We start from the raw sequence: 26,488 nt of genomic DNA, 5'->3' as shown, positions 1-26,488 counted from the left end.
CGTTCGCGCCCGCCGAGGGTACCGGTTCGAATCGACGTGGACGGCCCGCCGATTCCCAGTTTCCGAGGATTCGAAAATCGGTCTGGATTTATAACCTCCCGGCGGTCCACGATTCACGTGTGAGGTGACAGACGATGGCCGCAACCGGCGAAATCGAGATGCTGGGGAACCGGATGGAGTTCGACTACGCCGAGGGCGTCACCGGCTACGTCCTCGTGTTCGCCCGGCTGGTCACGGGGTACTGGTTCCTCCACGCGGGGGTGACGAAGTACCTCGCCGCCGAGCCGTTTAACGCGGGCGGTTGGCTCGTGAACGGCACCGCCGGCGCGCCCGGCCCGGTCCACGCGTTCCTCGCGTGGGTCGGCCAGACGCCGCTGATGCTCGAGTTCACGAACGTCATGGTTCCGCTGGGCGAGACGCTCATCGGGTTCGCGCTCATCACCGGGGCTGCCGTCCGCCTCGCCGCCGCCGGGGGAACGTTCCTCATGACGTTCTTCTACCTCGGGAACGCCGACTGGGGTCACGGGCTGGTCAACGGCGACCTGCTGGGGCTCGTGATGTTCCTCGTGGTCGGCGCGCTCGCGGCGGGCCGCATCCTCGGCCTCGACGCGTACCTCGAAGAACTGGAGTTCGTCCGCCAGCGGCCCAAGCTCCGGTACCTCCTCGGCTGAGGGGATTTCGGCCACGCTGGGCCGCGTTCGTCCGGCAGCCCGCCGGTCTTTCTCTCGGACGTCGTTACCGCTGATTTGCGTGAGTCAGCCTCTTTGCGGGCCGTTCTCTGCGTGTCGGTGGATTTAGGAGTCCCTAAAATCCGAAAGTGGTTTATTGTATTAGGGACGCCTAAAACGTATGAACGAAGACGGAGCCGACTTCGACCACGCTTTTCGACGGGCTGTTCTCACGGGGGCTGTCTGAGCCGTGACCGACCAAGGCACCGAACCCGATTCGACGGACGTGGTCGTCGTCGGCGGCGGTCCCTCCGGATGCGCCGCGGCCGTCTTCACCGCACGATACGGCCTCGATACCGTCGTTTTCGACCGAGGGAACGCCGCCTTCCGTCGGTGTGCGTACCTCGAAAACTACCTCGGCTTCCCCGCCGGCATCGGCGTGGACACGTTCACCGCGCTCATGCACGAACACCTCGCGGAGGTCGGCGCGGACTACGTCGCGGACATGGTCGTCTCGGTCGAGCGACTGGGCGACGACGAGACGAGTACGGACGCGAGCGGGGACGAGTCGGACGCGTTCGACGCCGACGCCCGGCGCTTCGTCGTCCGCACGCAGGACGGTCGCCGGGTCGAAGCCGACTACGTCGTCGCCGCCGCGTGGTACGACGGCGACTACCTCCGCGGCCTCGACGACGACGACGCGATGTTCGAGGAACACGACCACCACGGCGAGGTCCACGAGCACTTCGATTCCGACTACGCCGACGACGACGGGCGGACCCTGGTCGAGGGACTGTATGTCGCCGCACCGTCGGGCGACCGGAACGCACAGGTCGGCATCGCCGCCGGACAGGGCGGCCACGTCGCCCGGTGTCTCATCGAGGACCGCCGGCGCGAACGCGGCTTCCCCGGCGACCTCGCGGCCCACTACGACTGGCTCCGCGCCGACACCGAGTTCCAAGGCGAGTGGGGCGACCGCGACCGCTGGCGCGAGTGGTTCGAAAGCGAGGTCCCGGACGACGCCGACCTCGACGACGAACGCCTCGCGGAACTCCGCGAGTCCTACATCGACCGAGCGTTCGACACCCGTCGGACCGACCACGAGGTCGAGACCGCCGAACCCCGCGGTATCCGGCGACTCGTCGAGGTAATCGGCACCGAACGCGTCCTCGACGCGCTCCCTGACGAGGTGCTCGCGGACTACCTCGACGGGCGCGAACTCGGAGGTGTCGAGCAGTGAGCGGAACGACGCCGACAGAACAGTCCTCGGGGTCGGTGCTGAACCGGTTGTTCGGCTGGATAGACGGCTCGCTCGTGTCGCTTTGTCTCGCCAGTCTCGTGGTCGTCGTGGTTGGCGGCCTCATACAGGTCAGCTTCGGCGCGTTCTCGATGACCATCGGCGAGGCGTGGCGCGCCGTCTTCGACCCCGCGGTCATCTTCGACCCGCAGGTCTGGCAGGTGTTCCTCCTCGGCGGCGAACTCCCAGACCTCAGTCGGCGGACGCTCATCGTCTGGAACATCCGGCTCCCGCGGGTGTTCGTCGCCGCTCTCGTCGGCGCGAACCTCGCAATCTCGGGCGCGATTTTCCAGGCGGTCACCCGGAACGAACTGGCCAGCCCGTTCATCCTCGGCGTCTCGTCGGGGGCCGGACTGCTCATCCTCCTCACGCTCGTCGTCTTCTCGGGGCTCGCGGCGTACCTCCCGCTTCTGGCGGCGCTCGGCGGGATGTTCGCGTTCGTCCTCGTCTACCTCATCGCGTGGAAGAACGGTACCTCGCCGGTCAGACTCGTCCTCGCGGGCGTCATCGTCGGCACCGTCTTCCAGAGCCTCCAGACGGGGCTGTTCTTCTTCGTCGACGACATCGGCGTCGTCCAATCGGCCATCGCGTGGACGACCGGGTCGCTCACCGGCACCGACTGGGAGCAGGTCCGCATGGCCCTGCCGTGGTCGATTATCGCCGTCGGCCTCGCGCTCGGAAGCTCCCGACAGCTCAACGTCCTGCTTCTGGGCGAACAGACCGCCCGTTCACTCGGGATGTCCATCGAGAAGGTCCGATTCGCCCTCTCGGGCGTCGCGGTCCTCGCAGCCGCCGCGAGCATCGCCGTCGCCGGCATCGTCGGCTTCGTCGGCCTCGTCGTCCCGCACCTCGTGCGGAACGTGGTCGGCAGCGACTACAAGCGGCTCGTCGTCGGCTGTCTGTTCGCCGGCCCGGCGCTGATGGTCGCCGCCGACGTGGGCGCGCGCCTCGCGCTCAACCCGATTCAGCTCCCGGTCGGCGTCGTCACGGGCCTCGTCGGCGGGCCGTACTTCCTCTATCTCATGCGCAAACAGCAGAACATCGGTGAAGTGTGATGTCGAACCAGCAATCAGGAGACTCCCAACAGATGGTACAACACGGCGAAACGGACGCGAACGCGGACGGACGCGCGAGCGTCGAAGACGGCTCGACACGCGAGAGCGCGCTCACCGGCGACGCGCTCGAACTCTCGTATCCGACGAGCGAGGAGCCGGTCGTCGAGTGCGAGCGAATCGACATCCCACGCGGCGAAATCACGGCGCTCGTCGGGCCGAACGGCTCCGGCAAGAGCACGCTCCTGAAGTCGCTCGCCAAACAGCTCTCGCCCGACACCGGGAACGTCTACCTCGACGGGAAATCCATCAGCGAGTACGACGACAAGGCGTTCGCGCGCGAGTTGGGGATGCTCTCTCAACAGCACGACTCGCCCACGTCGCTCACCGTCGAGGACCTCGTCTACCACGGCCGATACCCGCACCGGAGCTTCTTCGAGCAGGTCAACGACGACGACCACCAAGCGGTCGAACGCGCCATCGACCTCGCCGGCGTCGAGCACATCCGCGACAAGCAGATCGGCAACCTCTCGGGCGGCCAGAGTCAACTGGCCTGGATTGCGATGGTGCTCGCACAGGACACCGACGTGCTCCTCCTCGACGAACCGACGACGTACCTCGACCTGCACCACCAGCTCCGCGTGCTGGAGACGGTCCGCCAACTCAACGAGGAACGTGGCGTGACGGTCGCGGTCGTCCTCCACGACATCGCGCAGGCGGCGCGGTTCGCCGACTACCTCGTCGCCATGCAGGACGGCGAACTGTACGACTGGGGCCCGCCGCGCGAGGTCGTCACCGAGGAACTCCTCGCCGACGTGTTCCGCGTCGAGGCCGCGGTCAACTACACGCCAGACCCCGAAATCGTCCCGAAGCACTCGCTGTAGCGGTTCGACGTTCTTCCCTGACGCTCAGTTCTCGCGGGCCGTCACAACGTCTCCGAACGTCCGGAGCGCCTACTGGACGGCGACGATTTCGATGTCGAAGACGAGCGTCTTCCCCGCGAGTTCGTGGTTGAAGTCGACTTCGACCTCGTCGTCGCGGACGGCGGTAACGTCGCCGTGGAGGCCGTTTTCGGCGTGGACGTGCAGGCCGACCTCGGGCTCTTCGCCGACCATCCCCTCGAACGTCTCGGGGTCGTAGGTCCGAATCCGGTCGGGGTCGAACTCGCCGTAGGCGTCCGCCGGCGGGACGGTCACGGTGGCCTCCTCACCGGCCGACATCCCGACGACGGCCTCGTCGAGCCCCGGAATTATCTGCCCCGCGCCGACGACGAACGTCTGGGGGGCGTAGTCGTCGCGGTCCTTCTCTTGGGCCTCGTACAGGCCGTGTTCGACCGCGACCTCGTACCGCGAGGTGTTGAAGACGGTCCCGTCTTCGAAGCGTCCGACGTACGCGAGCGCGACTCGGTCTCCCGACTCGATTGCCATAGCGGGGGTCGGCGGAGGACGCGCATAAAAGTCGTCATCGAGGCATCCCGCCGGGGGAATCACCGCGGGTCAGGCTGGCGTCCGAAGCGCCGGCGGCCTGTTGCTGTCGGCCGTCGTCGCCCCCGATTCCGTCCCGTTTTCGATGCCCTCGACCCACGCCGGGGGCGTCGCGGTCGTCTCGCCGACGCGGCCGTAGGTCCACTCGAAGCGGACCCAGTAGAACCCCTCATCCGAGACGAGCGCGTAGGTCGCCGTCGCGTCGGCGACGAACCCCCGCTCGTCCACGTGGGCGACGAACTGGTAGTCTTGGACCGGTTCGACGCCACCGATGGCCGGGCGTTGGCTCCCCTCGATTCGGTAGTACGTGACGTTCCCGTCGGTCACTTTTCCGGTCACGTTCGTCGCCCGCGTGTCGAGATACTGGCGGACGAGTCCACGGTTTAACCCCCGCGGCTCGAACTGTACCGGCGGCGCGGTGGCGTTGCCGGCGACCCGGCGGATCCGCTCGACCCCGTCTTCGGTTTCGGAGACGTACCACGCGTCGCCATCGTAGTAGACTGTTCTCAGTCGGGTCCGCTCGCGTCCGGACTCGACGGTCTCGGCGATGATGTACCGGTCGCCGGCGACGGTGATGTCGGTGTCGTACTGGGTCCGCGTCGAGTTCGGGTCCGCGCCCTCGGGGCGGTAGATATCGACCCACAGCGTGTAGGACTCCTCGGCCAGTACGCGCTCGTGGGCCGCGCTGAGTGCGGTCAGGTTCTCGATGCCGTCCGGCCCGACGCCCGGGACGCGCTCTAACTCGCCCGGCTCGACGGGTTCGACCGGGCCGGAGCGCTGGCCGTCCCCGAGGCTCGGCGCGCCGGTGTTCCGCGTTTCCGACCCGGAGGTGCTCTCGGTCGCCGCGGTTTCCGACGGTTCCTCCGTCGCCACGTCGCCGCGCTCGGGTGTGGCCGTCGGCGGCCCCGACTCACCGGCCCCGCCCGTCCCGACGCCGGCGGACTGTATCGCCCCGTCGAGCGGGGACGGAACGAGGTCGAGCGCGACGGCGGCCCCGCTTACGACGGCGACGACGACGACGAGTGCAGTGAGTCCGCGAGCGGCGTCGCGGCCGCCCCCGGCGACCCGGTCGCCGAACCGTCGGGCTCCCCGCCGGGCGCGCAGCCGAAGCGGCGGGCGGAGGTCGTCCAGCGGCGCGCCGAACTGGCGGCGACAGACCGCGTCGGCGTCCGGGCGGTCGAGGGCGTACAGGAGTGCCTCGGTGATGTCGTCGGTGGAGAGATGTCTCACAGGAGGCGCGTCCGCGTCCGCGCCCGCGTCTCGTTCGGCCGTCGCCGACGCTTCCGACCGACGCCCGCTGACGGGCCGAAGCCGTACTGACCGGCCGCGACGCTCGGCGCGGACGACCCCAGACTCGACGCGCGTCTCGAAGCCGCGGGCGGCCCAGAGGTCGGCGATGACGGCCAGCCGCGCCCGTGTCGAGAGGCGTTCGAGGCGGGCGGCGACGACCGTCCGGTACCGGTCGGCTCGCTGGTCGGCGTTCATCTGGTACTTCCCTAGAAGGAGGAGACCGACGGGCATAGGCGCTTCTGCGAGTCCGGCGGTCGCGACGGTCTCCGACGCCGAGTCCCCGACTCAGACGACCGCGTCGAGGAGCGATTCGAGGGCCGGGGCGACGCCGAGCACGTCGAAGACGACGAGCAGGTAGTAGGCGCTGACGACCAGCATGACCGCGCCGGTGACGCGGTTGATGGCGGTCGTGTGGCGGGCGAACCACCGGGTCGCCCGTCGGCTGTACCGCTCCGAGACGAGGGCGAAGACGAGGAGCGGCGCGCCGATGCCGAGGCCGAACGCGAGGAACCCGAGGAGGCTCTCGGCGGCGGTGTCGAACAGCACGGGGACGCGCGCGAAGAACAGGGCGATGAAACCGGGGTTGCAGGGGAGGACGATTGCACCGAAGAAAAATCCGTAGGCGAACGCCGACAGCGCCGGGTGACGCGTCTCGGGTGGTTCGACAGTCGGGAGTCGCGCGAACACCTTCGCGTCGAAGAGGAGCGCGAGGCTCACGACGAAGAGCACGACGAAGGCCGCCGGCGAGACCACCTCGACGACCGCCGTGAGCGACACTTCGAGGAGGAGCGAGAACACGACGCCGACGACGAGCATGAACGACACCGCGCCGGCGGTGACGAGGCCGCCGAGGACGGCTATCGGGAGGCCGCCGTCGCTGTCGCCGCTGTCGTCGCTGTCGCCGGTCGCACCCGCCTGAGAGGATGATTCCCCGCTCGCACGCGAACTCTGTCGCGCGAGATACGCGAGGAAGCCGGGGTACAGCGGGAGGGCGCAGGCCGCGGTGAGCGGGGTGCCGACGCCGAGGACGAACAGTTCGAACAGCCGCGGCGCGAGGTCGGTCAGCACTCGCCGACCCGCTCGCGGAGGAACGCGGTCGTCTTGTGGCCGTCTTTGAGCCGCGTCGCGCTCCCGTCGGGACAGAGCCTGACCATCGGAACGACCGGCGCGCTCGCCATCGACGACCCGAACTCGGCGGTGAGACTCTTCGTGACCGACTCGGGCGAGACGGCGTAGCGCCAGTCGAAGCCGTGGTCCGCCGCGTGTTTCCTGACCTTCTCGGCGTCCTCGTTGGGGTCGATGTCGAGCGCGACCGTCAGCACGTCGTCGCCGACGGCCTCGTGGAACTCGATTAGCTCGCGCTGTTGGCGCAGGCAGTTCGAGCACCACACCGCGAACGTCTCCAGGAGAATCGGTCGGTCGAGGAGCCCCTCGATAGTGAACGTCTCGCCGGTTCGCACGTCGGTGAGTTCGGCCGTCCGCCACGCGCCGTCGCCGGCTGACGCGCCGGCCGTCCCGTCTCCGGTCGTCGTCGTGTCACCGCCGGCATCGACACTTCCGCCGCCGCTTCCACCGAGGCATCCCGCCAGCCCGACCGTTCCCGCCACGGCGCCCGCGCCCGCGAGTCGGAGGAAGTCTCTCCGCGTCGGCGTTCCTTTCATATCGTTGTAGGGTCGCTATCGAAGCTTAATTCGGCCGCGTTGGGGCGCGAGTGACGCACAACCCCGAGACCCCGCCGGGGCGCACGTCGGACAGGCCGGCCGCCGGTTTCCGGTCAGTCGCCGGCGCTCATCTTCCGGGCGTGCTGCGGGGGGAGCCGAAGTTCGTCGAGGCCGGGGAGATGCTCGATGTTGTAGACGACCTGCAGGTCGTCGGTCACCGGGAGGCTGATACACGACAGCCGGACGCCCTGTTCCAGCATCTCCTCCGAGAGGATGTGGTTCGAAGGCATCTTCACGTCGCCCTCGACGACCGCCACCGCGCAGTTCGCGCAGGCCCCGCCGCGGCAGGCGAAGGGCCAACTGTGGCCCGCGTCCTCGGCCGCCTTCAGGAGGTTGGTCCGCGGCTCGACGAACACCTCGCCGTAGGCGTCGCCGTCGAGGCCGCTTTCGGCGGCCTTCTCGAAGAGGTCGTCGTCGTCGAGCGACCAGCCGCGGTCGGTGAGCACGTCGTAGTCGAGGAACTCGACTCGCGCCCCGCGTCGTTCAGCCTCGGGCTCTGGGTCGTCCCCGGTCTGTCCGTTCCGGGCGGTGCCGGCGTCGTGCTGTCCGTTTCGGCTCGTCCCCTCGTTGGCCGGGCGACGGCTGTCCGCCTCGACGGGTTCGAGTTCGTCGCCGGGCTCGTAGCCGGCGCGAATCGCCTCGTAGGCCGTCCGAACAGCCTGAAATTCTTCGGCCGACCCGCCGTGGTCCGGGTGGGCCGACTTCACCCGCCGACGGTACGCGTCGACGAGTTCGTCCTCGTCTGCGTCCGGGTCGATGCCGAGCGTCTCGAACGGGGAGTCCACATCGGGGCTAGTAGGAACTCGCGAGCATAAATCCACGGCCACCGGCCGTCTCGTCGTGGTTTAGTCCTCGAATCGAGTGTGTAGTTCCGAGGACCGAACGCGGCCGCGAGCCGCGGCGGTTTTGTAGCGGGCCTCGTTTGCTTCGGGTGTGAGACGCGGGGTTCGATTCGTCGTCGGCGCGGGACTCGGCATCGGAGCGCTCGCGGTGTACCTCTGGTACGTCGGCCCGGAAGAGGTCGGCTCGCGCGTCACGGCCGTCGCTCCGTGGGCCGTCGGCGTCGTCTGCGCTCTGATGCTCGCCGAGGCGACCGTCGACGGCCTCGGCGTCTGGGCGTCGGTGCGCCCCCTTCGGGGCGGGCTCTCGCCACGGGCGAGCGTCCAGTTCGCGTTCGCCGGCGACTTCTTCGACGTGCTCAGCCCCGCCGGCCCGGTGAGTTCGGAGCCCATCATGGCGCAGTTCTTCGGCGTCGCGACCGAGACGAGCTACAGCGAGGCCCTCGGGGTCCGCGGCGTCGCCAAGTACGTCAAATCCGCCGCACAGCTTCTCCTGTCGGTCGCCATCGTCGGCGTCCTCTTTCTCGACGCGCCGACGCCGCGGTTCGTCCTCGTGACGCTGTCCGGCGCGGTCGTCGCGCTGTTGGTCGTCGGTGCCGCGCTCATCTGGGCGCGAGACGCGCTCTCGGCGGTCGTCGTCGCTGTCTTGGCCCCGGTCGTCCGCGTTGTCTCTGAACTCACTCGCGAGACACCGGTCGGCCGTGGGGCCGTCGCCGCCGCGGTCGAACGGTTCTGGGAGCGCGTCGTCCACTTCCGAGACGCGCCGGAACTCCTCGGCCTCATCGCGCTCAGCGGCGTCTTCGAGCAACTGATCACGTCGCTCGCGCTCTGGGTCGCACTCGCGGGCACCGGCACGACGGTGGCGTTTCTCCCGATCGTCGCCGTCATCCCGCTCCCGCAGGCGGCGAGCGTCGTCCCCATTCCGGGGAGCCTCGGCGCGTACGACGTGCTTCTCGCGGGCGCGCTCAGCCTCACCACAGGCGCGCCGGTTGCGGGGGCGGCCGCGGCGGTGCTCGTCGTGCGGACGTTCGAACTCCTCGTGTCGCTCGGGTGTGGTGGGGTCGCCACCGGGTTCCTGCGCGGCTTTCGGGCCTGAGACGGATTCGAAAGCGCGTCCGTCGCGTCGGCGCGAGGGGACGGGAGGAAAAACAGTCAGTCGGCGGCGCGCTCGTGAATCGGGACGCTCGCCAGCCCGACCGCGTTGGCCTTCGAGGAGACCGAGAGCGTCGCGTGCCAGCCCTCCTCGGCCGGCGTGACGTGCAGGGAGACGGGCTTCCACGACTCCGCCCGGCGGTAGAGGTCGAGGACGACCGGTAACACCGGAAGCCGCCCCTCGCGCGCCGAGAGCGCGTAGCCTTCGAGGGTCAGCTCCGCCGACCTCGTGCTGGCGTCCGGGCCGGGCTGCCACGGCGAGCAGGTGTACGACTCGACGAGGTCGAGCTGTTCCATCTCCGCCAGCGTCGCCCCCAGCGCCCCCGTGGAGTCGGGCCGCGACGTGAGGTGCGAGGCGGCGCGTTCGAGCACGTCAGCCTGCTCAGCCGACGTGAGGTGGACGTGGAGCGCGGTCGCCATGCTCTCCAACAGGCGCAGACAGAGGTCGTCCGCGCTGGACATGGTCTCCGCGAGGTCGAAGTACGCGTCCATCACCGCCGTCTCGACCGCCCGGTGGTCTGCGTCCACGAGCGCCTCGAACACCGCCGCCGCGACCCGGTGACAGAACTCGACCCGCTCGGAGCGCTCCCTGCCGTCGCTGCACTCGGGTCCGCCGTCCGTGCCGGCTCCGAGGTCGAGGTCGCAGGGCGGTTCGGGGAGACCGGGCGTCGCCCCGGCGGTCGCCCAGCCGTCGGCGGTCGCGCTCGCCCCACCAAAGCCCGGAACGTCGTCGTGTTCTGAGACGATGAGGTCGTAGTACGGGACGTTCGGGTCGTACCGCCTGAGGGCGGACCGATACTGTCTCGCCGCGCGGGCGGCGGTCTCCGCCGTCGAGCGGTCCGGGAACCGGAGCCCGTCCACCGGGACCGGTCGCTCTCCGGTCCGTCCGCAGACGAGTTCGTACGTCCCGTCGTCGCTCGCGAGCGATTCGATGTGAGTCCGAATCTGGGTGAGTGTCGTGCCGACCATGGTGTCTCTGTCTACTGGTTCGCGGGCCGTCGCCGACGCCGCGGTCCGTGCGTCGTTCGCTCGACAGATTGTTTAGGCCAACCTAAAACGTGTTGGTTCAGGCGGTCGGGCCGGGTGCCGAGGCGGACCGGTCGGTCTCGGGAGGCTGTCCGCTCGTACTGAATTGGCGCGCAAAAAACAGAACCCGACGGCGAAATTTCGGTGTCAGCCTCTGAGAGCGTCGACCGGGCGGTCGTTCGCGGCCTTCCACGCGGGGTAGATGCCGCTCAGGACGCTCGCCACGACGGCGAATCCGAACCCGTAGACGAGGTACTGCGAGCTACTCCAGTCGAGCGCGGCCAGCGGGTCGCCGGTGAGCGTGTTGAATATCACCAGCCCCGCGGCGAGCGACGCGACCGCGCCGACGAGGCCGCCGAGCGCCCCCATGAGCGTCGCTTCGGTCAGAATCATCCGCAACACCTCGATGCGGCGGATTCCGACCGCGCGGAGGACGCCGATTTCGCCGCGGCGTTCGACCGTGCTCATCAGCATCACGTTGAGGATGGCGACGCTCGCCACGACGAGCGAGATGCCGCCTATCGCCAGCAGGGCCGTCGACAGCGTATCGAGGAACCCGCCGACCTGCTGGGCGTTGCCGGCCGTCCGGATGCTCATCTCCTCCTCTTCGTCGGTGTTGAAGTAGTCGTCGAGGGTGGTCCCGATTTCCTCGGCTTCGGTGCCGTCGGCGGCGACGATAGTCACCGTGTCGTAGTACTGCTGGTCGGACAGCGCCGACAGCGGCAAGACGAGTTCGCCGCCGCCGCCGGGACCGAACGACGACCCCGACTCCTCGATGAAGCCCTCGATTCTGTACAGTTTCCCGTCGTACTCGACGGGGTCGCCCAGCTCCAAGCCGAGCGTCTGGGCCGTGTCGTTGCTGATGAGCGCGCCCGACTGGAGGCGAGTGGGCGCGTCGCCAGACGTGAGGTTGTACAGCGCGGCCGCGTTCGTCACCCCCGTGACGCTCATCCGCGCCTCCTGTCCGTTTCTCGTCGTCAGCGTCGTCGAGTTCGTCTTCTGGGGGACCACCGCCGCGTCGCCCGCGAGGTTCTCCATCATCTCGACTTGGTCGGGGGTCACACCGTCGGTGGCGCTGTCCTGTCCCGACGAGAGCGTCACCTCGTTGCCGATGTCGCCGAGTTGGGAGTTCGCCTGCTGTTGGAGGGCCACCGTCGCCATCCCGAGCGAGCAGATGGAGACGACGCCGATGACGATGCCGAGCGCCGCCAGCGCGGTTCTGAGCTTGTTGCGGCCGAGGTTGCGCCACGCCATGAGCGCGCTCGGGTACCGCCACAGGTAGCTGGCGACGCTCACGGTCGGCTCACCTCTTGAATGACGCCGTCGACGATGCGGACGGTGGTGTCGGTGTAGTCGAGCATCTGGTCGTCGTGGGTGACCGCGACGATGGCGACGTTCTCGTCTTCCTTCAGCCGCGTCAGCTCTTCGAGAATCGTCTTCCCGGTGTCCTGGTCGAGGTTCCCTGTCGGCTCGTCTGCCAAGAGGATGTCCGGCTCGTTGATGAGCGACCGCGCGACCGCGACGCGCTGTTGCTGGCCGCCGGAGAGCTGTCCGGGCGTGTGGTCGAGGCGGTCGCCGAGCCCGACCCGTTCGAGGAGGTCGACCGCCCGGTCGTGCCTGTCTACCGAGGTGTCCCACATCGAGGGGAGTTCGACGTTCTCGACCGCCGTCAGCATCGGGAGTAGGTGGAAGTCCTGAAACACGAACCCGATTCCGGTCCGGCGCTCTTCGGTGAGTTCGTCCTCGCTGAAGTCGGTCACCTCGCGGGCATCGAGGCGGACGTGGCCCTCGGTCGGCGTGTCGAGCAGTCCAATCATGTTGAGCATGGTACTCTTGCCCGAACCCGAAGGGCCGATGACGGTGACCATCTCGCCGCGGTCGGCGCGGAAGTCCACGCCCTTGAGCGCCTCGATGGTCTCCGTTCCGCTCTGGTAGCGCTTGACGACGTCCTTGAGTTCGATGACGCTCATGACTGCTGACGCCATCGGTAGACGCCGAACCCCACGGCGCCGATTACCACGACGCCGAGCGCCATCGGAAGTGCGGAGAGGATGCCGCCGGAGTCAGAGCTCTGACCGGGCGGTCCGCCGGCACCGGCCGCGGCCTGCGCATCGCTCCCGTCCGCGCTCGCACTCGCGCCCCCGGCGCTCGTGCCGCCGACATCGACGTCGACGACCTGTTCGAAGCGCTCGCCGTCGACCGAGTAGCTAATCAGGACGGGGACGCGCTCGACCGAGCCGTTCCCGCTCGCGGTCGCGGTCAGTTCGAACGTCGAGAACTCGCTCGTCTCGATGGTCCCGACGAAGTACTCGCCGTTCGAGGAACTGGGCGAGACCCCGTCGGACTCGGCGACGCTGATGAAGACCGAGTCGGCGTCGGCGCTCCCGAGATTCGCGGCCTCGCCGCTCAGCGTGACGGTCGACTCCTGTACTGTGGCTTCGACGCCGGTCAGCGCGATGTTCGAGGACTCCTGTGGGTTGTACTCGAACGTCCGTTCCGTCGTGTGCTGTTCGCCCGCGGCGGTGTACCGCGCGACGACCGTCACGGTCCCCGAGGGGACGTCCGTCCCGTCGAGCGCGACCGTTCGAGTCTCCTCGGCCGGCACGTCGGCCATGATGCCTCGGGCCACCGTCTCGCCGTCGACGACGGCGCTGAGTTGCACGTCGCGGAGTTCGACGTTGCCGTACTCCGTGAGCGACGCCTCGATGACGGACGACCCGTTCGCCGTCGTCGTTCTCGCGGTCAGTTCGGCGTCCACGTTCGACTCGTCGACGTCGACCGTCGCGTTCCGGGTTATCGTCCGGGTCACGCCCTCGTCGGTCTTGTACGTCAGCGTCGCCCCGAGCGTCTGCTCGCCGGTCTCGTCGAAGGTGACCTGATACGTGTTCGTCACCTGCGCGCCGGACTGAATCGACGCGCTCACGCGCTCTGCGTTCTCGACGGCGGCGTCGCCGCCCAGTTCGAGTTTGACGTTCGAGAGCGCACCGTCGTCGCCGTTCGAGACGGACACGTTGACCGAACTCTCCTGTCCCGCCACGAGGTCGGGCGTCGAGAAGGAAATCGCGGCCTCGTCGGGTTCGTCGACGTCAACGTACAGCGGGTAGTTGAGGCGGTGGTACGTCCCGTCGGAGTCCTGTGCGACGACGTGGACGGTCAGGCGCTTCTCGCCGGCGTCGGCGATGTTCATCGTCAGCGGGACGGAGATGGTCCCTCCCGACGAGACCGACCCGACGTCTTCGACGCGCGCGTACTCCTTCGACCCGCTCGAATCGCGGACGTACACGTCCGTGATATCGACCGGCCCAGAACTGCTCTCCAAGTTGGCTATCGTCGTCGTCACGGTGAACGACTCGCCCGGTGCGGGCTGGTCGACCGACGTGTTCGCCGACTGAATCGCGATGTCGGTCTGTGCGGCGCTCGCGATGCCCGCCGCGGAGCCGACCGAGGTGACCACGAGCAGTCCGACCAGGAAGGCGCTGACCCGTCTGCTCATCGCGTGCCCTCCGTCTGCGTCTGCCGACGTTCACGCGTCGCCGTCGACGCGACGCGCGGGACCACCGCGTCCCCGCGATACCTGACTGCGCTGTCCGTTCGAGCGTGTCTTCGCATGTTCACGGTCGGAGGGCTGTCTGCCACCGATTTATTCTATTGCCGACATTCCCCGAAAATCACTCACACGTTAGGCCCAAATTCGGGACAACCGCGGGGGCGTTCGATTTCGTCCCACGACTCGGGTCATGGAGTCCTCGACTATCGTTCGTGAACGTGTTCGTCTCCGAATTCTGTCCGTTCGGCTGCACCCGAATCCAACACGCACGAATCCGAATTTGGGTCTAACTTGTGCCTCTCTCGGGGGCAACTCTGCGTCGAGTTCGGCGAATCATTATCCGCCGTAGCGTGGGTGTATTCGATAGATGACGCACTCGATGAACTGCGAGACGAACACGCCCTCGACGACCGGCCGCGGGACGACCGCGACGGTCGCGCGACGATGACGAACCACGCCACAAGAACGCAGGCGCTCCAGCAGACGACGACAGATGCACGTCACGAACACCGGCGGAGCAGAACGGGAGCGCAGATGAGGCAGTTGCTGTGGTGGCTCGTCGGCGGGACTCGCGGCGGGAAGAACCGTCTCAGAATCATCCGCGCGCTGAACGAGCGCCCGGTGAACACGAACCAGCTCTCGAACGAACTCGACTTGAACTACAAGACCGTCCAGCACCACCTGGAGATGCTCACGGAGAACGGCGTCCTCACCACCAGCGGCGAGGAGTACGGCAAACTGTTCTTCTTGACGCCCAAGATGGACGACAACCTCGACCTCCTCGACGATATCGCGGAACAGACCGACATCGAGGACGAGGATGCATGAGACCGCGGCGCTCCGCCGGACCGTCGGGTACACCGTAGTCGCGGTCGCCGCCTCGCTGGGTGTCGTGTTCTCGCTCCCCGACGCGGGGGTTCCGACGTTCGTCGACCCGCGGACCCCGCTTTTCGGCGCGCTCGTGCAGACGAAGCTGTTCTTCTCGACGTTCACGACGCTCTTACTGGTCGTCCTGCTCGCGACGTACGGCCGCGTCTACCGCGAGTTCCCGAACCGGTTCACGCTGAGTCTCATCCTCTTTACCGTCGCGCTGTTGTTGCACGCGGTCACGTCGAACCGTTTCTCCCGCTGTTGTTGGGTTTCGGCCGCGGCGTCGAACTCGGCCCCTTCACGTACCTCCCGGACCTCTTTACGAGCGTCGCGGTGGTCATCCTCCTGTACCAGAGCCACAGGTAGGGGTCGCCCCCCGCGATTGGGCCGTCCGAACTCGGTGAGAGTTGTGCCTCATCTGGCCCCGAATTGGTCGTAAGTTCGGAAATCGAATTTCACCTCGCGGCTCGCACCCCGAACTATGAGTTCCGGTAGTGCCCCGTCCAAGCGAGACCGACTCGAACAGTACCTCTCGGCGCGCGCCTCGGAGGGCGCGTTCTACTTCAAGAGCAGGCACATCGCCGACGAGGTGGGGCTCTCGCCGAAGGAGATCGGGTCGCTCGTCGGGACGCTCCAGCGCGAGGCGGAGGCCGTCCGCATCTCCCAGTGGGGGTACACCCGCGGCACCACGTGGTACGTCGAGCGCGCCGACTGAACCGGGGAACGACTCGACCGACTGTCCGCAAAAGAAACCGTTGGTGGGGTTCCGACCCGGGGCAGGGGCAACTGGGTCCGAGGGGAGCGTTGCGTCGGGCCGGAGGGGGAGGGAACCGGTGACCGTCCGCCCGCCGAAACGGGCTGGTTGGTGTTCGGCGGGCGAGACGCGCCACCGACGGCGTTCGTCACGGGGGAGGGAGGGGGTGCCGCTGTCTCCCCGTCTGTCGAGTCGGCGGACGAGGGAATAGCGGTTTTCCGAACTTCGGGACAACACCGACCGAACTCCCGCCGAACTCCGTTCGGATTACACCCAATTCTCACTCGCGGCGACGCGGACCTGGTTACGACGCGTCGGGGGCCTCTTCGCCCGGCCTGTAGAACGTCCGGTGGAACATCTTGTACGAGTCGGTGATGGGGACGATGGTGTAGGTGTCGACCACGTCGCTGTCCTGCAGGAGTTCGCGGACGTAGCTGTTGATACTGCTCAGGGAAGACTGCCAGACACGAATCAGCAGGTCGTACTCGCCGATGCACTCGGCGACCTCGTACACCAGTCCCTCGTCGAGGAGTCGCTCGATAAACGCCGTGATTTCGTCGTTCGTGGAACCCTTGTCGTACGAGATGTGGACCTCGGCGTAGGGGTAGTCGGCCGCCCGAAAGACCAACAGCGCGAATATTTCGAGGATGCCGTCCTCTTGGAGCATCTTGCGTCGCCGCCGCGCGGCCGTCCGAGAGAGGCCGACGCGGTCGGCCAGCTCCGTGTCCGAGATTCGCCCGTCCTTGTTCAGTTCACGGAAGATGAGATAGTCCTTCTTGTCCATCCGGTCTTCGAGAAGTTCGACAACGCGCGGGTCCTCTATCCACTCCTGCGAATCGGGCATTGCTATTCTCACGGTTATACCGCTTAGCTTCATATATATGAATGTTTCTTCAAAATCTCCGAATCGGATGCAGTCTGTGAACGAATCGTTTACTCATGCCGGAACGACGAACGACCGAAATCGCAGGCCGTCGGGGGAACGCGCGTTTCGGCCCCCAAACACTTTTACTCCGCGTTCACGGAGGGTGTCGTCATGGTACGCGGAAAAATCAACCGAACGAACAAGGCTCTCGCCGATTGGGCTGACATCCTCACCGAGATCGACGAGGTTTCGACGGAACTCGAAGATTCAGGCTGGGAGACGCTCGTTCTTCACCCGGGAGACGTCGCCACCACGGACGCGGCGGCGGCCTCCGACTCCGGATTCCGGCTTCTCGTTCCGGATTCCGAACTCGAAGCGCTCGAATCGACCGTTTCGGGGCCTGATGCGGTGTTCGACCAGTTCGAAGTCTACCGCGCCCGCGACACGAACGTTCGAATCTTCGTCGTCGTCGTGAAATCCGAGAAAACGATGGAAGCGGTCCTTTACCCCGTGTTTTACGACTCAGACACCGACCACTCGTTCGTCGAAACGCTGCGGACCGAACCCGAGATTCGGACGACGGTGAGCGACTTGGGAGACACCCGTCGTTGCTCGTTCCGACACACCGAACCCACCCTGTTTCTCCCGCAGTAGCTACTCGCGAGTCGCTGACTCCGCCACGTTCTCGACCGCGCTCGACGCGACACATCCGCGATTAACGCGAAAGTTTCTGTCCACTAATTATACTATTAGATGTGTGTCTCTGTTCTCTGCTGGATAAGATAAGGTCGAATCAGCTTCTATTTCTGTTTAAGGGTCGTATTCGTCCATATCCGTGGGTTCTCGGTCCTCTCCATAATTATTACAAAGATAAAATTAGATGAATCAACATCTATTATAGACGATATGTTCAATCACTAGGAAAGCTTTATACGAATAGGGTATCCACAACTCTCCATGGCAACCGGCAACATAGAACGCAGAAAACTGCTGAAGCTCATCGGTGCGGGAGCGACGAGCGTCGCGCTCGCAGGCTGTCAGGGGGCCCAGCAGACCGAGACCACCGACGGGAGTTCCGGGAGCGACTCGACCACGACTGAACAGACGAGCGACGGCGGAAGCGGCGGGGGCAGCAACGACTTCCACTTCGTCGCCGGGCAGGTCTTCGGGACGCTCGACCCCGCAGAGCAGGTCGACTACACGCAGGGGCTCGCGGCGCAGAACCTCTACGACGAACTCATCACGGTCGACGCCGAGACGCTCCAGCCGACGGCGCACATCGCCGAGAGCTGGGACACCGAAGACGAGGGGAAGACGTGGGTGTTCACCGTCCGCGACGACGTGACGTTCTCCGACGGCACGCCGCTGACCGCCGACGACGTGGCGTACTCGCTCACCCGGATGCTGGAACTCCAGCGCGGCTACTCGTCGTTCTGGCTCGACTACCTCGACCCCTCGAACATCACCGTCCGCGACGAGCAGACGGTCGCCTTCGAGTTCAATCAGGCGTACGGGCCGGCGCTGGCGACGTTCGTCCAGTTTTACATCGTCAACAGCACCGTCGTCCAGGAGAACGAGCAGGACGGCGACTACGGAAACACCTATCTCCAGAGCAACTCCGCCGGGTCGGGCGCGTACGTCCTCGACAACTGGGAGCAAGGCAACTCCATCGAGGCGACCGCCTACGAGGACTACTGGAAGGGCTGGAGCGAGGACAGCTTCGACACGTTCCGTTCGACGGTCATCACCGAGGAGTCCACCATCAAGACGACGATGCAGCAGGGCGAAGGCGACATGACCGACCAGTACATGGGCACGCAGGCGTACGCGGAGATGGACTCGTACTCCAACGTCCGCGTCCCCGAGGTGCCGCAGCTGCAGTTGTTCCACTTCCCGCTGAACTGCCAGAAGGCACCGACCGACGACATCAACGTCCGGAAGGCCATCGCCTACGCCTTCGACTACGACAGCGCCGTCAACGACATCATCGGCGGCGGCGGCGTCGCGGCCGGGCCGGTCCCCCGCGAGATGGCGGGCCACAACGACGACCTCGTCCCGATGGAACAGGACCTCGACAAGGCCAAGGAGTTCCTCGACAAGGCGGACTACTCCGTCGACGAAATCAACGAAATCGGCCTCGAACACGTCGTCGTCGCCGGCACCGAACTCCAGCGCCAGATGGGGCTTCTCAACCAGGCCGGGCTGAACGAACTCGGCATCGACCTCGAAATCAACCCGCTGCAGTGGGCCCGCCTCACCGACCGCGCGACGAGCGCCGAGTCGACCGCCCACATGACGAACATCTTCCACACGGCGAAGATGCCGTCGCCGGACAGTCACACCTACCTGATGTACCACCCCTCCTCGTTCGGGTCGTACATCTCCCAGTCGTGGTACTCCACCGACGAAATCGCGGCCACCCTCGAAGAGGCGCGCAAGTCTACCGACCTCCAGTCGCGGCTGGAGAAGTACGAGGAGGCGCAGGCGCTCATCGTCGAGGGCATGCCCAGCGTCTACATCGCCAACCCGCCGTACCGCATCGGCATCAACGAGAACGTCGAGGGCTGGCAGTACCGCGGCGTGATGTCGTTCGACTGGGACGTCCACTCCATGACTCGCAGCGGCGAGGGCCGGGCGAAGTAGTCGCCCGACGACTTTCGACGCCCCGCCTCGGGCCGTCTTTCCAAACTCACCAATGTCATACGTAGATTACCTCGTTCGGCGCGCAATCCACTCGGTCCCCGTCATCTTCGGGCTGTCAGTGCTCATCTTCCTGATATCCCGCGTGATTCCGGGCGACCCCGTTCGATTGGCGCTCGGACCGGAAGCAACTGACCAGCAAGTCGCGGCACTCCGGGCCGAGATGGGCCTCGACCAGCCGCTGCCGATGCAGTACGCCGACTGGCTGTTCGGCGTCGTGCAGGGCGACTGGGGAATGTCGCTTCGGACGAACAACAACGTCTTTTCCGACATCGTCGCCCGCCTGCCCGCGACGCTCGAACTGACCGTCGTCACGCTGTTTTTCGCCGTGTTACTGGCGATTCCGTTCGGCGTCGTCGCCGGGACCAACAAGGACCGCTGGCAGGACCACCTCTCGCGCATCACCGCCCTGTTCGGCGTGTCGATGCCGCGGTTTTGGGTCGCTATCGTCCTCCAAATCGTCTTCGTCGTCAGCCTCGGGCTGTTGCCCCTCTCGGGGCGGCTCAGCGACGGCGTGGCACCTCCGCCGGCGGTCACGCGCCTGTATCTGGTCGACAGCCTCATCGCCGGCCAGTTCGGGACGTTCCTCGACGCGGCCACGCACCTCCTGTTGCCGACCGTCGCGCTCGGCCTCGCCACGCTGGCGCAGGTGATGCGGCTCATCCGCTCGGACATGATTGACGAGCAGCGCAAGGACTACGTCCTCGCCGCGCGGGCCTACGGCCTTCCGAACACCCTCATCGAATACAAGTACATGCTGCAAAACGCCTTTACGAGTTCACTCACGGTGGTCGGCCTCGCCTTCGGATTCCTCCTCGGGAACGCGTTCCTCGTGGAAATCGTCTTCGCGTGGCCGGGGATGGCGCGCTACGGCGTCCAAGCCATCCTCTACCAGGACTTCAACGCCATCGTCGGCGTCACCATCGTGGTCGGTATCGGCTTCGTGACCGCCAACTTCGTGGTCGACCTGCTGTACGGCTACCTCGACCCGCGGGTGCGGCTGGAGGAGGGATAGCCGTGTCCACGAAGACCTCCATTCCGTTTCTCGACACCGAGAGCGCCGCCCGGAGAGAGCGGATTCGACAGCTCAAACGCGGCTTTCGGACCTTCGCGGGCAACAAGCTCTCGCTCGTCGGACTGGCGATGATTCTGACGCTCGTCGTCGCGGCGCTCCTCGCGCCGTACATCGCGCCGTTCCCCGAACACGCCGGCGCGGGCGTCTACTTCGACCAGGCGAGCGAGCCGCCGAGCGCGACGCACCTGATGGGCACCGACACGACCGGCCGCGACATCTTCAGCCGCGTCCTGTTCGGGGCGCGCCTGTCGCTCCTGATGAGCGGTATCGTCCTCTCTATCGCCATCTCTATCGGCGTGACGCTCGGGCTCATCGCGGGCTACCTCGGCGGGACGACGAACACCGTCATCATGCGGGTGACGGACATCTTCCTCGCCATCCCGCCCACGCTCCTCGCCATGGCGGTGGTCGCCGCGACCGGCGCGTCGCTGTTCAACGTCATGGTCGCCATCGCCTTCTCGTGGTGGTCGTGGTACGCCCGCCTCGTGCAGGGCGAGGTGCTCTCGATAAAGGAAGACGAGTTCATCGAGTCGAGCCGTGCGCTCGGGTCGGGGTGGATGCGGACGACGTTCAGGGAGATTCTCCCGAACGTGGTCAGCCCCATCACGGTCAAAGCGACCCTCGACATGGGCTTCGTCATCCTCGTCGGCGCGGGCCTGTCGTTCCTCGGCCTCGGCGCGCAACCGCCGACGCCGACGTGGGGCGCGATGATTGCGCAGGGCCGCAACTACGTCACGAGCTTCTGGTGGATCGCCGTGTTCCCCGGGCTGGCGATTTCGTTCGCCGTCCTCGGGTTCAACTTCATCGGCGACGGCCTGCGCGACGTGCTCGACGTGGAGGTGGACTGAGATGGCAGACCCCATCTTAGAGGTGAAGAATCTCCACGTCCACTTCGAGACCCACGACGGGACGGCCGAAGTGATAAACGGCATCGACTTCGCCATCGACCGCGGCGAGACCGCGGCGCTCGTCGGCGAGACGGGCTGTGGAAAGAGCGTCACCGTGAAGTCCATCATGGGACTGCTCCCCTCGGCGACCATCCCCGAGGGCGAGATTCGCTACAAGGGCGAGGACGTGCTCTCGCTCTCCGACGCCGAGCGCCACTCGCGGCGCGGCAAGGAGATGAGCATGATAATGCAGGACCCGATGACGAGTCTCAACCCCGTCCTGACGGTCGGCGAGCAGATGATGGACGTGCTGAAGTGGCAGGGGCGACCGCGCCTGTCGCTGTCGAAACTCGTCCGCGACGCGCTGTCCACCGGCGCGAAAGCCGAACACCGGAAGCGGGCCATCGAGATGCTCGGCGAGGTCGAAATCTCGGCCCCCGAACGCGTCTTCGAGAGCTACCCGGTCGAACTCTCCGGAGGGATGCGCCAGCGCGTCCTCATCGCCATCGCGCTCCTGTCGGAGCCGGACCTGCTCATCGCCGACGAACCGGGGACCGCCCTCGACGTGACGACCGAGGCGAAGGTGCTCGACCTCCTCGACGAACTCGTCGAAGAGCGCGACACGAGCGTCCTCTACATCACCCACGACCTCGGCGTCGCCCGCGAGGTCAGCGACCGAATCAACGTGATGTACGCGGGCGAAATCGTCGAACAAGCGCCGACCGCCGACCTGTTTGCGAACCCACAGCACCCCTACACCCGCGGGCTGTTAGAGAGCATCCCGACGCTCTCGACCGGCATCGGCGACGGCATCGAGGGGCACCTGCCCGACTACACGAACCCGCCGGCCGGCTGTCGGTTCGCCGACCGCTGTCCGCACGCGGAGGCGGCCTGCCACGAGGCGTACCCGTACCCGCGGCAGACCGGCGCCGACCACGCGACCGCGTGCCACCTGTTCGACGGACTCCCGGCCCGCGAGCGTCACGAGTCGCTCGCCGCGGAACGGGTCGATATCGGCACCGCGCCGTGGCTGTCTGCTGGTGGTGACACCCATAGCGGCGACGCCCCCGGCGACATCTCCGCCGACGGGGGGACGGACCAATGAACGACTCAGCGTACACGACCGAATCGACGGCGGCGGCACAGCGCGACCGGGACCTCGACGACCCGATGGTCACGGTCGAGAACCTCAAGAAACACTTCCCGCTGTTCGAGGGCATCTTCCAGAAGAAAGCGGGCGAGGTCCGCGCCGTCGACGGCGTGAGCTTCTCCATCGCGGAGGGCGAGACGTTCGGCCTCGTCGGCGAGTCGGGGTCCGGCAAGACGACGACCGGCCGGTCGATGCTCCGCCTGACGGAGCCGACGAGCGGGCGGGTCGAAATCGACGGCCAGAACGTCGTCGACCTCTCCGACGGTGAGCTCAAGCGATTCCGCCGGAACATGCAAATCGTCCACCAGGACCCGGCGTCGAGCCTCAACCCGCGGCACCGCGTCAAGTCGATTATCGAGGCCCCCCTGAAGATTCACGACTACGGCGACTCCGAGGCCCGACTCGAACGGGTCGAGGAACTGTTGGACATGGTGGACCTCCCGCGGGAGTTCATGTATCGCTACCCCGGACAGCTCTCGGGGGGCCAGAAACAGCGCGTCGGCATCGCCCGCGCCGTGGCGCTCAATCCGAAGTTCGTCGTCCTCGACGAGCCGACGAGCGCGCTCGACGTGAGCGTGCAGGCCCGCATCATCAACATCCTCGAGGAGATACAGGAGGAGTTCGGCATCACCTACCTGTTCATCACGCACGACCTATCGCTCCTGAAGAACGTCGCCGACCGAATCGGCGTCATGTACCTCGGTCGGCTCGTGGAGGTCGGCGACGTGGACTCGGTGTTCGGGTCGCCGCAACACCCCTACAGCCGGGCGCTCCTCTCCGCCATCTCGACCATCAGCGAGGAGGACGAACTGGCGAAACCCGACCGAATCACGCTCGACGGCGAGGTGCCGGACCCGCGGGAGAAGCCCAGCGGCTGTGCCTTCCGGTCGCGGTGTGCCCACGAGTTCGACGCCTGTGCGGTCGAGGAACCCGAACTGTACGAGCGCGGGCCGGACCAGGTCGCGCGGTGTTTCCTCCACGACGACCGGTTCGAGGAGGGGGCAGAGTGGGAATGACCGCAGAGCGTGCGGAGCGCCTCGCCGCCCTCCGGCGGGCGCGGCAGAACCGGCCGTGGACCGACGAACTGCTCCGGTCGTGCGCGTCTGACCCGGCGGCGTTCAAGGCCGCCCAGTCGGCGTGTTCTGCCTGCGACCGGCCGTGTCGCGACGACGAGGTCTGCGCCACGGCGGTGGCCAAATCCGACGGGCTGTTCGAATCGATGGGCCGCGACCAGACGTACCACCTGCTCGCGGCGGGCATGAAGCGACTCCGGGCGCGGGGGACCGCGACGCTTCGCAACGCCGACAGACAGCGGCCGAACGCCTTCCTCAGCGTGACGACCGACGACGCAGACGCCCCCGAGGAATCCCAATGACGACAGACGACACGCGGACACAGACGGACGGAACGCAGAGCACGCCAAGAGACGACGCACAGCCCGCGCCGACCGACGGCGAGGGGACGATAACGGCCGAATGGGTCGAAGACGTCGCGGTCGGCGGCGCGGTCCTCGGCGGCGGGGGCGGCGGCTCGCTGGCCAAGGGCATCGAGTTCGGCGAACTCGCCGTCGAGTACGGCCGGCCGACAATCGTCTCGGTCGCCGACCTCGACCCGTCGGACGTGGTGTTGACCGTCAGCGGCGTGGGCGCGCCCGCCGCGACCGAGAGCCACGTCGACCCCGCGGACTACGTGCGCGCGGTGGAACTACTGGTGGACAGACTCGCGGCCGACGGGACGACCGTCGGCGCGCTGATGACAAACGAGATGGGCGGGTTCGCAACCGTCAACGGCCTGCTCCAGTCCGCCGTGACGGGCCTCCCGCTCGTCGATGCGGCCTGCAACGGGCGGGCGCACCCGACCGGGCCGATGGGCTCTATCGGGTTGTCGCAGGACTCCGAGTCGGTGCAGGCGGCAGTCGGCGGCGTACCGGGAACCGCCAGCCGACTGGAGACGGTCGTCGAGGCGGAACTCGGGACGGCGGCGTCGCTCGTCCGGCACGCGGCAGAAGACGCCGGCGGCCTCGTCGCCGTCGCCCGCAACCCGGTCACGGCGCGCTACGCCGAGGCGCACGCGGCGCTCGACACCTACGACCAGGCCGAGGCGGTCGGTCGCGCGGTCAGACTCGCGGACGACGGTCGCGACGCCGCCGAACGCGTCGCCGACGCCGTCGGCGGCGAGGTCTCGCTCGTCGGTCCCGTCGAGTCGTTCGCACTCGAGACGACCGGCGGCTTCGACGTGGGCGAGGTCGAAATCGAGGGGCGCGAACTCACCTTCTGGAACGAGTACATGACGCTCGAACTCGACGGCGAGCGCCTCGCGACGTTCCCGGACCTCATCACGACGCTCGACGCCGAGACGGGGATGCCCGTCTCGACGGCGGAACTCACGGAGGGTCGGTCGGTGGCGGTCGTCACCGCGCCCGCGACGAACCTCTCTCTGGGCGCGGGGATGGCCGACCCGGCGCTCTTCGACCCGGTGGAACAGGCGGTCGGAAAAGCGGTCAAATCACACGTATTCAACTAACGACACTCATGTTCGACAAGATTCAGCAAGCCTACGACATCCTCAGCCGTCCCGACGCGGACGGCGAACTGGTACGCGACGCGCTCGAAACGTACGGTCTCGACACGGAAGTGACGACCATCTCGACCGACGAGGGGTCGACCGACTTCGTCAAGACGGTCGTCCCCGGCCGCGACCCGGACGCGCCGACGCTCGGCGTCGTCGGTCGCCTCGGCGGGGTCGCCGCGCGGCCGGCCGAACTCGGCCCGGTCTCAGACGCCGACGGGGCCATCGTGGCTCTCGCGGTCGCGCTCCACCTCGGCGAGATGCGCGCCCGCGGCGACGTGCTCGCCGGCGACGTTCGCATCGCCACGCACGTCTGTCCCGACGCGCCGACCTCCCCCCACGACCCGGTGCCCTTCATGGGAAGTCCGGTCGATACACGCACCATGAACGAACACGAGGTGGACGAGGAGATGGACGCGGTCGTCTCCGTCGACGCCACGAAGGGCAACCGCGTCCACTGCGAGCGCGGCTTCGCCATCACGCCGACCGTCAAGGAGGGGTGGGTGCTGAAGGTGAGCGACAGCCTCCTCGACATCCAAGAGCGGGCGACCGGCCGCCCGCCGAGCACGCTCACGCTCACGATGCAGGACATCACCCCCTACGGCAACGACGTGCACCACATCAACAGCATCCTCCAGCCGGCGACGGCGACCGACGCGCCCGTCGTGGGCGTGGCGACGACGAGCGTCTCGCCCGTTCCCGGCTGTGGGACCGGCGCGAACTACCTCACCGACCTGCTCGACGCGACCGGGTTCGTCGTCGAGACGGCCAAGGACTTCACCCGCGGCCGCGCGTCGTTCTACGACGAGGCCGAGTACGACCGCCTCACGTCGCTGTACGGCTCGATGGGCCGCCTCCAGACCCTCGGCGAGGGCGTCTGAGATGTCCACGCTCGGACTCGTGACCATCGGGCAGGCACCCCGGACCGACGTGACGCCCGACATCGCGGCAGCCCTCCCGCCGGAGGTGGACATCGTCGAGGTCGGCGCGCTCGACCAGTTCGACTCGGCGGCCGAGGTCGAAGCCGCGGTCGGCCCGCGAGAGGGAAAGGCGGTGTACGTCTCGCGACTCACCGACGGGACGCCCGTCACCGTCGACCGCGAGTCGGTCGTCGGACTCCTCGGAGAGCGCATCCGCGACCTCGAATCTGAGGTCACGGCAATCGGCGTCCTCTGTACGGGTCACTTCCCGTCGTTCGACGTCAGCGTCCCCGTCTTCGAGCCGAGCGACCTGCTTTCGGCGTGGGTCTCGACCATCCTCGACGGGGGGACCCTCGGCGTCATCATGCCCAAGGAAGAACAGGAGGCCATGACGTTCGAGAAGTGGGCCGACTACGACCTCGTCACCGCCGCCGGGTCGCCGTACGCCGAGGAAGACGAGGTGTCGGCCGCGGCGGCCGAAATCGGCACCGACGCCGACCTCATCGTGATGGACTGCATGGGCTACACGCCCGAGATGAAGGCGACCGTCCGCGAGAGTACGGACACGAGCGTCCTGCTCGGGCGGTCGGTGCTGGCGAAGACCGCAGAGGAGGTGCTCTGAC

At 67.1% G+C, this 26,488-nt stretch carries 28 protein-coding genes; 18 read left to right on the top strand and 10 right to left on the bottom strand.

Annotated features, from left to right (window positions below; translation table 11 throughout):
* Positions 1 to 134 precede the first annotated feature (134 nt).
* From C5B90_RS14375 to C5B90_RS14360, 4 genes are all read left to right on the top strand, one after another.
* On the top strand, positions 135 to 671 hold the full coding sequence (locus tag C5B90_RS14375) for a DoxX family membrane protein (RefSeq protein ID WP_115882430.1): 537 nt from the start codon (positions 135 to 137) through the stop codon (positions 669 to 671).
* Between the two features lie 247 nt (positions 672 to 918).
* The gene (locus tag C5B90_RS14370) at positions 919 to 1,908 is read left to right on the top strand and encodes an FAD-dependent oxidoreductase (protein WP_115882428.1); all 990 of its coding nucleotides are present in this window, start codon (positions 919 to 921) and stop codon (positions 1,906 to 1,908) included.
* Positions 1,905 to 3,020 (top strand): iron ABC transporter permease, encoded by a 1,116-nt coding sequence (locus C5B90_RS14365; protein WP_199517500.1) that lies wholly within the window; start codon positions 1,905 to 1,907, stop codon positions 3,018 to 3,020. The genes C5B90_RS14370 and C5B90_RS14365 overlap by 4 nt, the downstream gene beginning before the upstream one ends.
* The gene (locus tag C5B90_RS14360; RefSeq protein WP_058566200.1) at positions 3,020 to 3,901 is read left to right on the top strand and encodes an ABC transporter ATP-binding protein; all 882 of its coding nucleotides are present in this window, start codon (positions 3,020 to 3,022) and stop codon (positions 3,899 to 3,901) included. Before C5B90_RS14365 ends, C5B90_RS14360 begins: the two co-directional genes overlap by 1 nt.
* Before the next feature lie 69 nt (positions 3,902 to 3,970).
* On the opposite strand, the gene C5B90_RS14355 is transcribed toward C5B90_RS14360, so the two are convergent.
* The 5 genes from C5B90_RS14355 to fer all read right to left on the bottom strand — a co-directional run bounded on the left by C5B90_RS14355 (position 3,971) and on the right by fer (position 8,297).
* The gene (locus tag C5B90_RS14355) at positions 3,971 to 4,444 is read right to left on the bottom strand and encodes a peptidylprolyl isomerase (protein WP_115882426.1); all 474 of its coding nucleotides are present in this window, start codon (positions 4,442 to 4,444) and stop codon (positions 3,971 to 3,973) included.
* Positions 4,445 to 4,513: 69 nt separating this feature from the next.
* On the bottom strand, positions 4,514 to 6,022 hold the full coding sequence (locus C5B90_RS14350) for a hypothetical protein (protein WP_233512017.1): 1,509 nt from the start codon (positions 6,020 to 6,022) through the stop codon (positions 4,514 to 4,516).
* A gap of 54 nt (positions 6,023 to 6,076) precedes the next feature.
* Positions 6,077 to 6,859: a cytochrome c biogenesis protein CcdA gene (locus C5B90_RS14345; RefSeq protein ID WP_115882424.1), complete on the bottom strand. Its 783-nt coding sequence runs from the start codon at positions 6,857 to 6,859 to the stop codon at positions 6,077 to 6,079.
* Positions 6,853 to 7,452, bottom strand: coding sequence for a TlpA family protein disulfide reductase (locus C5B90_RS14340; protein ID WP_115882422.1), 600 nt, complete (start codon positions 7,450 to 7,452; stop codon positions 6,853 to 6,855). The genes C5B90_RS14345 and C5B90_RS14340 overlap by 7 nt, the downstream gene beginning before the upstream one ends.
* Before the next feature lie 113 nt (positions 7,453 to 7,565).
* Positions 7,566 to 8,297 carry a ferredoxin Fer gene (fer, locus tag C5B90_RS14335; protein ID WP_115882420.1) on the bottom strand — a complete coding sequence of 244 codons (732 nt, stop codon included), beginning with the start codon at positions 8,295 to 8,297 and terminating at the stop codon, positions 7,566 to 7,568.
* Between the two features lie 148 nt (positions 8,298 to 8,445).
* Between fer and C5B90_RS14330 the strand changes: the two genes are divergently transcribed.
* A complete protein-coding gene (locus C5B90_RS14330) occupies positions 8,446 to 9,447 on the top strand; it encodes a lysylphosphatidylglycerol synthase transmembrane domain-containing protein (RefSeq protein WP_115882418.1) in 1,002 nt (333 codons plus the stop codon).
* Between the two features lie 56 nt (positions 9,448 to 9,503).
* Here the strand turns inward: C5B90_RS14330 and C5B90_RS14325 are convergent, their stop codons facing one another.
* From C5B90_RS14325 to C5B90_RS14310, 4 genes are all read right to left on the bottom strand, one after another.
* Positions 9,504 to 10,472, bottom strand: a complete 969-nt coding sequence (locus C5B90_RS14325) for a hypothetical protein (protein WP_115882416.1) — start codon at positions 10,470 to 10,472, stop codon at positions 9,504 to 9,506.
* A 204-nt stretch (positions 10,473 to 10,676) separates the two neighbouring features.
* Positions 10,677 to 11,825, bottom strand: a complete 1,149-nt coding sequence (locus C5B90_RS14320; protein WP_115882414.1) for an ABC transporter permease — start codon at positions 11,823 to 11,825, stop codon at positions 10,677 to 10,679.
* Positions 11,822 to 12,499: an ABC transporter ATP-binding protein gene (locus tag C5B90_RS14315; RefSeq protein ID WP_115882413.1), complete on the bottom strand. Its 678-nt coding sequence runs from the start codon at positions 12,497 to 12,499 to the stop codon at positions 11,822 to 11,824. Before C5B90_RS14315 ends, C5B90_RS14320 begins: the two co-directional genes overlap by 4 nt.
* Positions 12,496 to 14,022, bottom strand: coding sequence for a hypothetical protein (locus tag C5B90_RS14310; RefSeq protein ID WP_115882411.1), 1,527 nt, complete (start codon positions 14,020 to 14,022; stop codon positions 12,496 to 12,498). The genes C5B90_RS14315 and C5B90_RS14310 overlap by 4 nt, the downstream gene beginning before the upstream one ends.
* A gap of 588 nt (positions 14,023 to 14,610) precedes the next feature.
* Between C5B90_RS14310 and C5B90_RS21270 the strand changes: the two genes are divergently transcribed.
* From C5B90_RS21270 to C5B90_RS14295, 3 genes are read left to right on the top strand one after another with little or no spacing between them, the layout of a single operon-like run.
* Positions 14,611 to 14,904 carry a winged helix-turn-helix domain-containing protein gene (locus C5B90_RS21270; RefSeq protein ID WP_342764728.1) on the top strand — a complete coding sequence of 98 codons (294 nt, stop codon included), beginning with the start codon at positions 14,611 to 14,613 and terminating at the stop codon, positions 14,902 to 14,904.
* Complete coding sequence (locus C5B90_RS14300) at positions 14,897 to 15,385, top strand: hypothetical protein (protein ID WP_233512014.1); 489 nt, start codon at positions 14,897 to 14,899, stop codon at positions 15,383 to 15,385. Before C5B90_RS21270 ends, C5B90_RS14300 begins: the two co-directional genes overlap by 8 nt.
* A gap of 42 nt (positions 15,386 to 15,427) precedes the next feature.
* A complete protein-coding gene (locus tag C5B90_RS14295) occupies positions 15,428 to 15,661 on the top strand; it encodes a hypothetical protein (RefSeq protein ID WP_058566210.1) in 234 nt (77 codons plus the stop codon).
* Between the two features lie 343 nt (positions 15,662 to 16,004).
* On the opposite strand, the gene C5B90_RS14290 is transcribed toward C5B90_RS14295, so the two are convergent.
* The gene (locus C5B90_RS14290; protein ID WP_058828410.1) at positions 16,005 to 16,544 is read right to left on the bottom strand and encodes an Lrp/AsnC family transcriptional regulator; all 540 of its coding nucleotides are present in this window, start codon (positions 16,542 to 16,544) and stop codon (positions 16,005 to 16,007) included.
* Between the two features lie 192 nt (positions 16,545 to 16,736).
* Between C5B90_RS14290 and C5B90_RS14285 the strand changes: the two genes are divergently transcribed.
* From C5B90_RS14285 to C5B90_RS14240, 10 genes are all read left to right on the top strand, one after another.
* Entirely contained in the window at positions 16,737 to 17,219 is a 483-nt protein-coding gene (locus tag C5B90_RS14285; protein ID WP_115882407.1) for a hypothetical protein, read from the top strand.
* Between the two features lie 303 nt (positions 17,220 to 17,522).
* Entirely contained in the window at positions 17,523 to 19,208 is a 1,686-nt protein-coding gene (locus C5B90_RS14280; protein ID WP_115882405.1) for an ABC transporter substrate-binding protein, read from the top strand.
* A 52-nt stretch (positions 19,209 to 19,260) separates the two neighbouring features.
* Positions 19,261 to 20,280 (top strand): ABC transporter permease, encoded by a 1,020-nt coding sequence (locus tag C5B90_RS14275; RefSeq protein ID WP_058566214.1) that lies wholly within the window; start codon positions 19,261 to 19,263, stop codon positions 20,278 to 20,280.
* Positions 20,281 to 20,282: 2 nt separating this feature from the next.
* A complete protein-coding gene (locus C5B90_RS14270) occupies positions 20,283 to 21,188 on the top strand; it encodes an ABC transporter permease (protein WP_115882403.1) in 906 nt (301 codons plus the stop codon).
* 1 nt (position 21,189) lies between these two features.
* Positions 21,190 to 22,332, top strand: a complete 1,143-nt coding sequence (locus C5B90_RS14265) for an ABC transporter ATP-binding protein (protein WP_058566216.1) — start codon at positions 21,190 to 21,192, stop codon at positions 22,330 to 22,332.
* The gene (locus C5B90_RS14260; RefSeq protein WP_004976503.1) at positions 22,329 to 23,393 is read left to right on the top strand and encodes an ABC transporter ATP-binding protein; all 1,065 of its coding nucleotides are present in this window, start codon (positions 22,329 to 22,331) and stop codon (positions 23,391 to 23,393) included. Before C5B90_RS14265 ends, C5B90_RS14260 begins: the two co-directional genes overlap by 4 nt.
* Complete coding sequence (locus C5B90_RS14255; protein ID WP_115882401.1) at positions 23,390 to 23,752, top strand: hypothetical protein; 363 nt, start codon at positions 23,390 to 23,392, stop codon at positions 23,750 to 23,752. The genes C5B90_RS14260 and C5B90_RS14255 overlap by 4 nt, the downstream gene beginning before the upstream one ends.
* Positions 23,749 to 24,900: a DUF917 family protein gene (locus C5B90_RS14250; RefSeq protein ID WP_115882399.1), complete on the top strand. Its 1,152-nt coding sequence runs from the start codon at positions 23,749 to 23,751 to the stop codon at positions 24,898 to 24,900. The genes C5B90_RS14255 and C5B90_RS14250 overlap by 4 nt, the downstream gene beginning before the upstream one ends.
* A gap of 8 nt (positions 24,901 to 24,908) precedes the next feature.
* A complete protein-coding gene (locus tag C5B90_RS14245; RefSeq protein WP_115882397.1) occupies positions 24,909 to 25,826 on the top strand; it encodes a DUF1177 domain-containing protein in 918 nt (305 codons plus the stop codon).
* 1 nt (position 25,827) lies between these two features.
* A complete protein-coding gene (locus C5B90_RS14240; RefSeq protein WP_115882395.1) occupies positions 25,828 to 26,487 on the top strand; it encodes an AroM family protein in 660 nt (219 codons plus the stop codon).
* The last annotated feature ends 1 nt before the right edge of the window (position 26,488 follow it).

Origin of the sequence: Haloferax sp. Atlit-12N, assembly GCF_003383095.1 — an archaeon.
GTDB lineage: Archaea > Halobacteriota > Halobacteria > Halobacteriales > Haloferacaceae > Haloferax.
The sequence above is the reverse complement of the archived record's forward strand: the minus strand, read 5'-3'. Positions and strand labels throughout refer to the sequence as shown.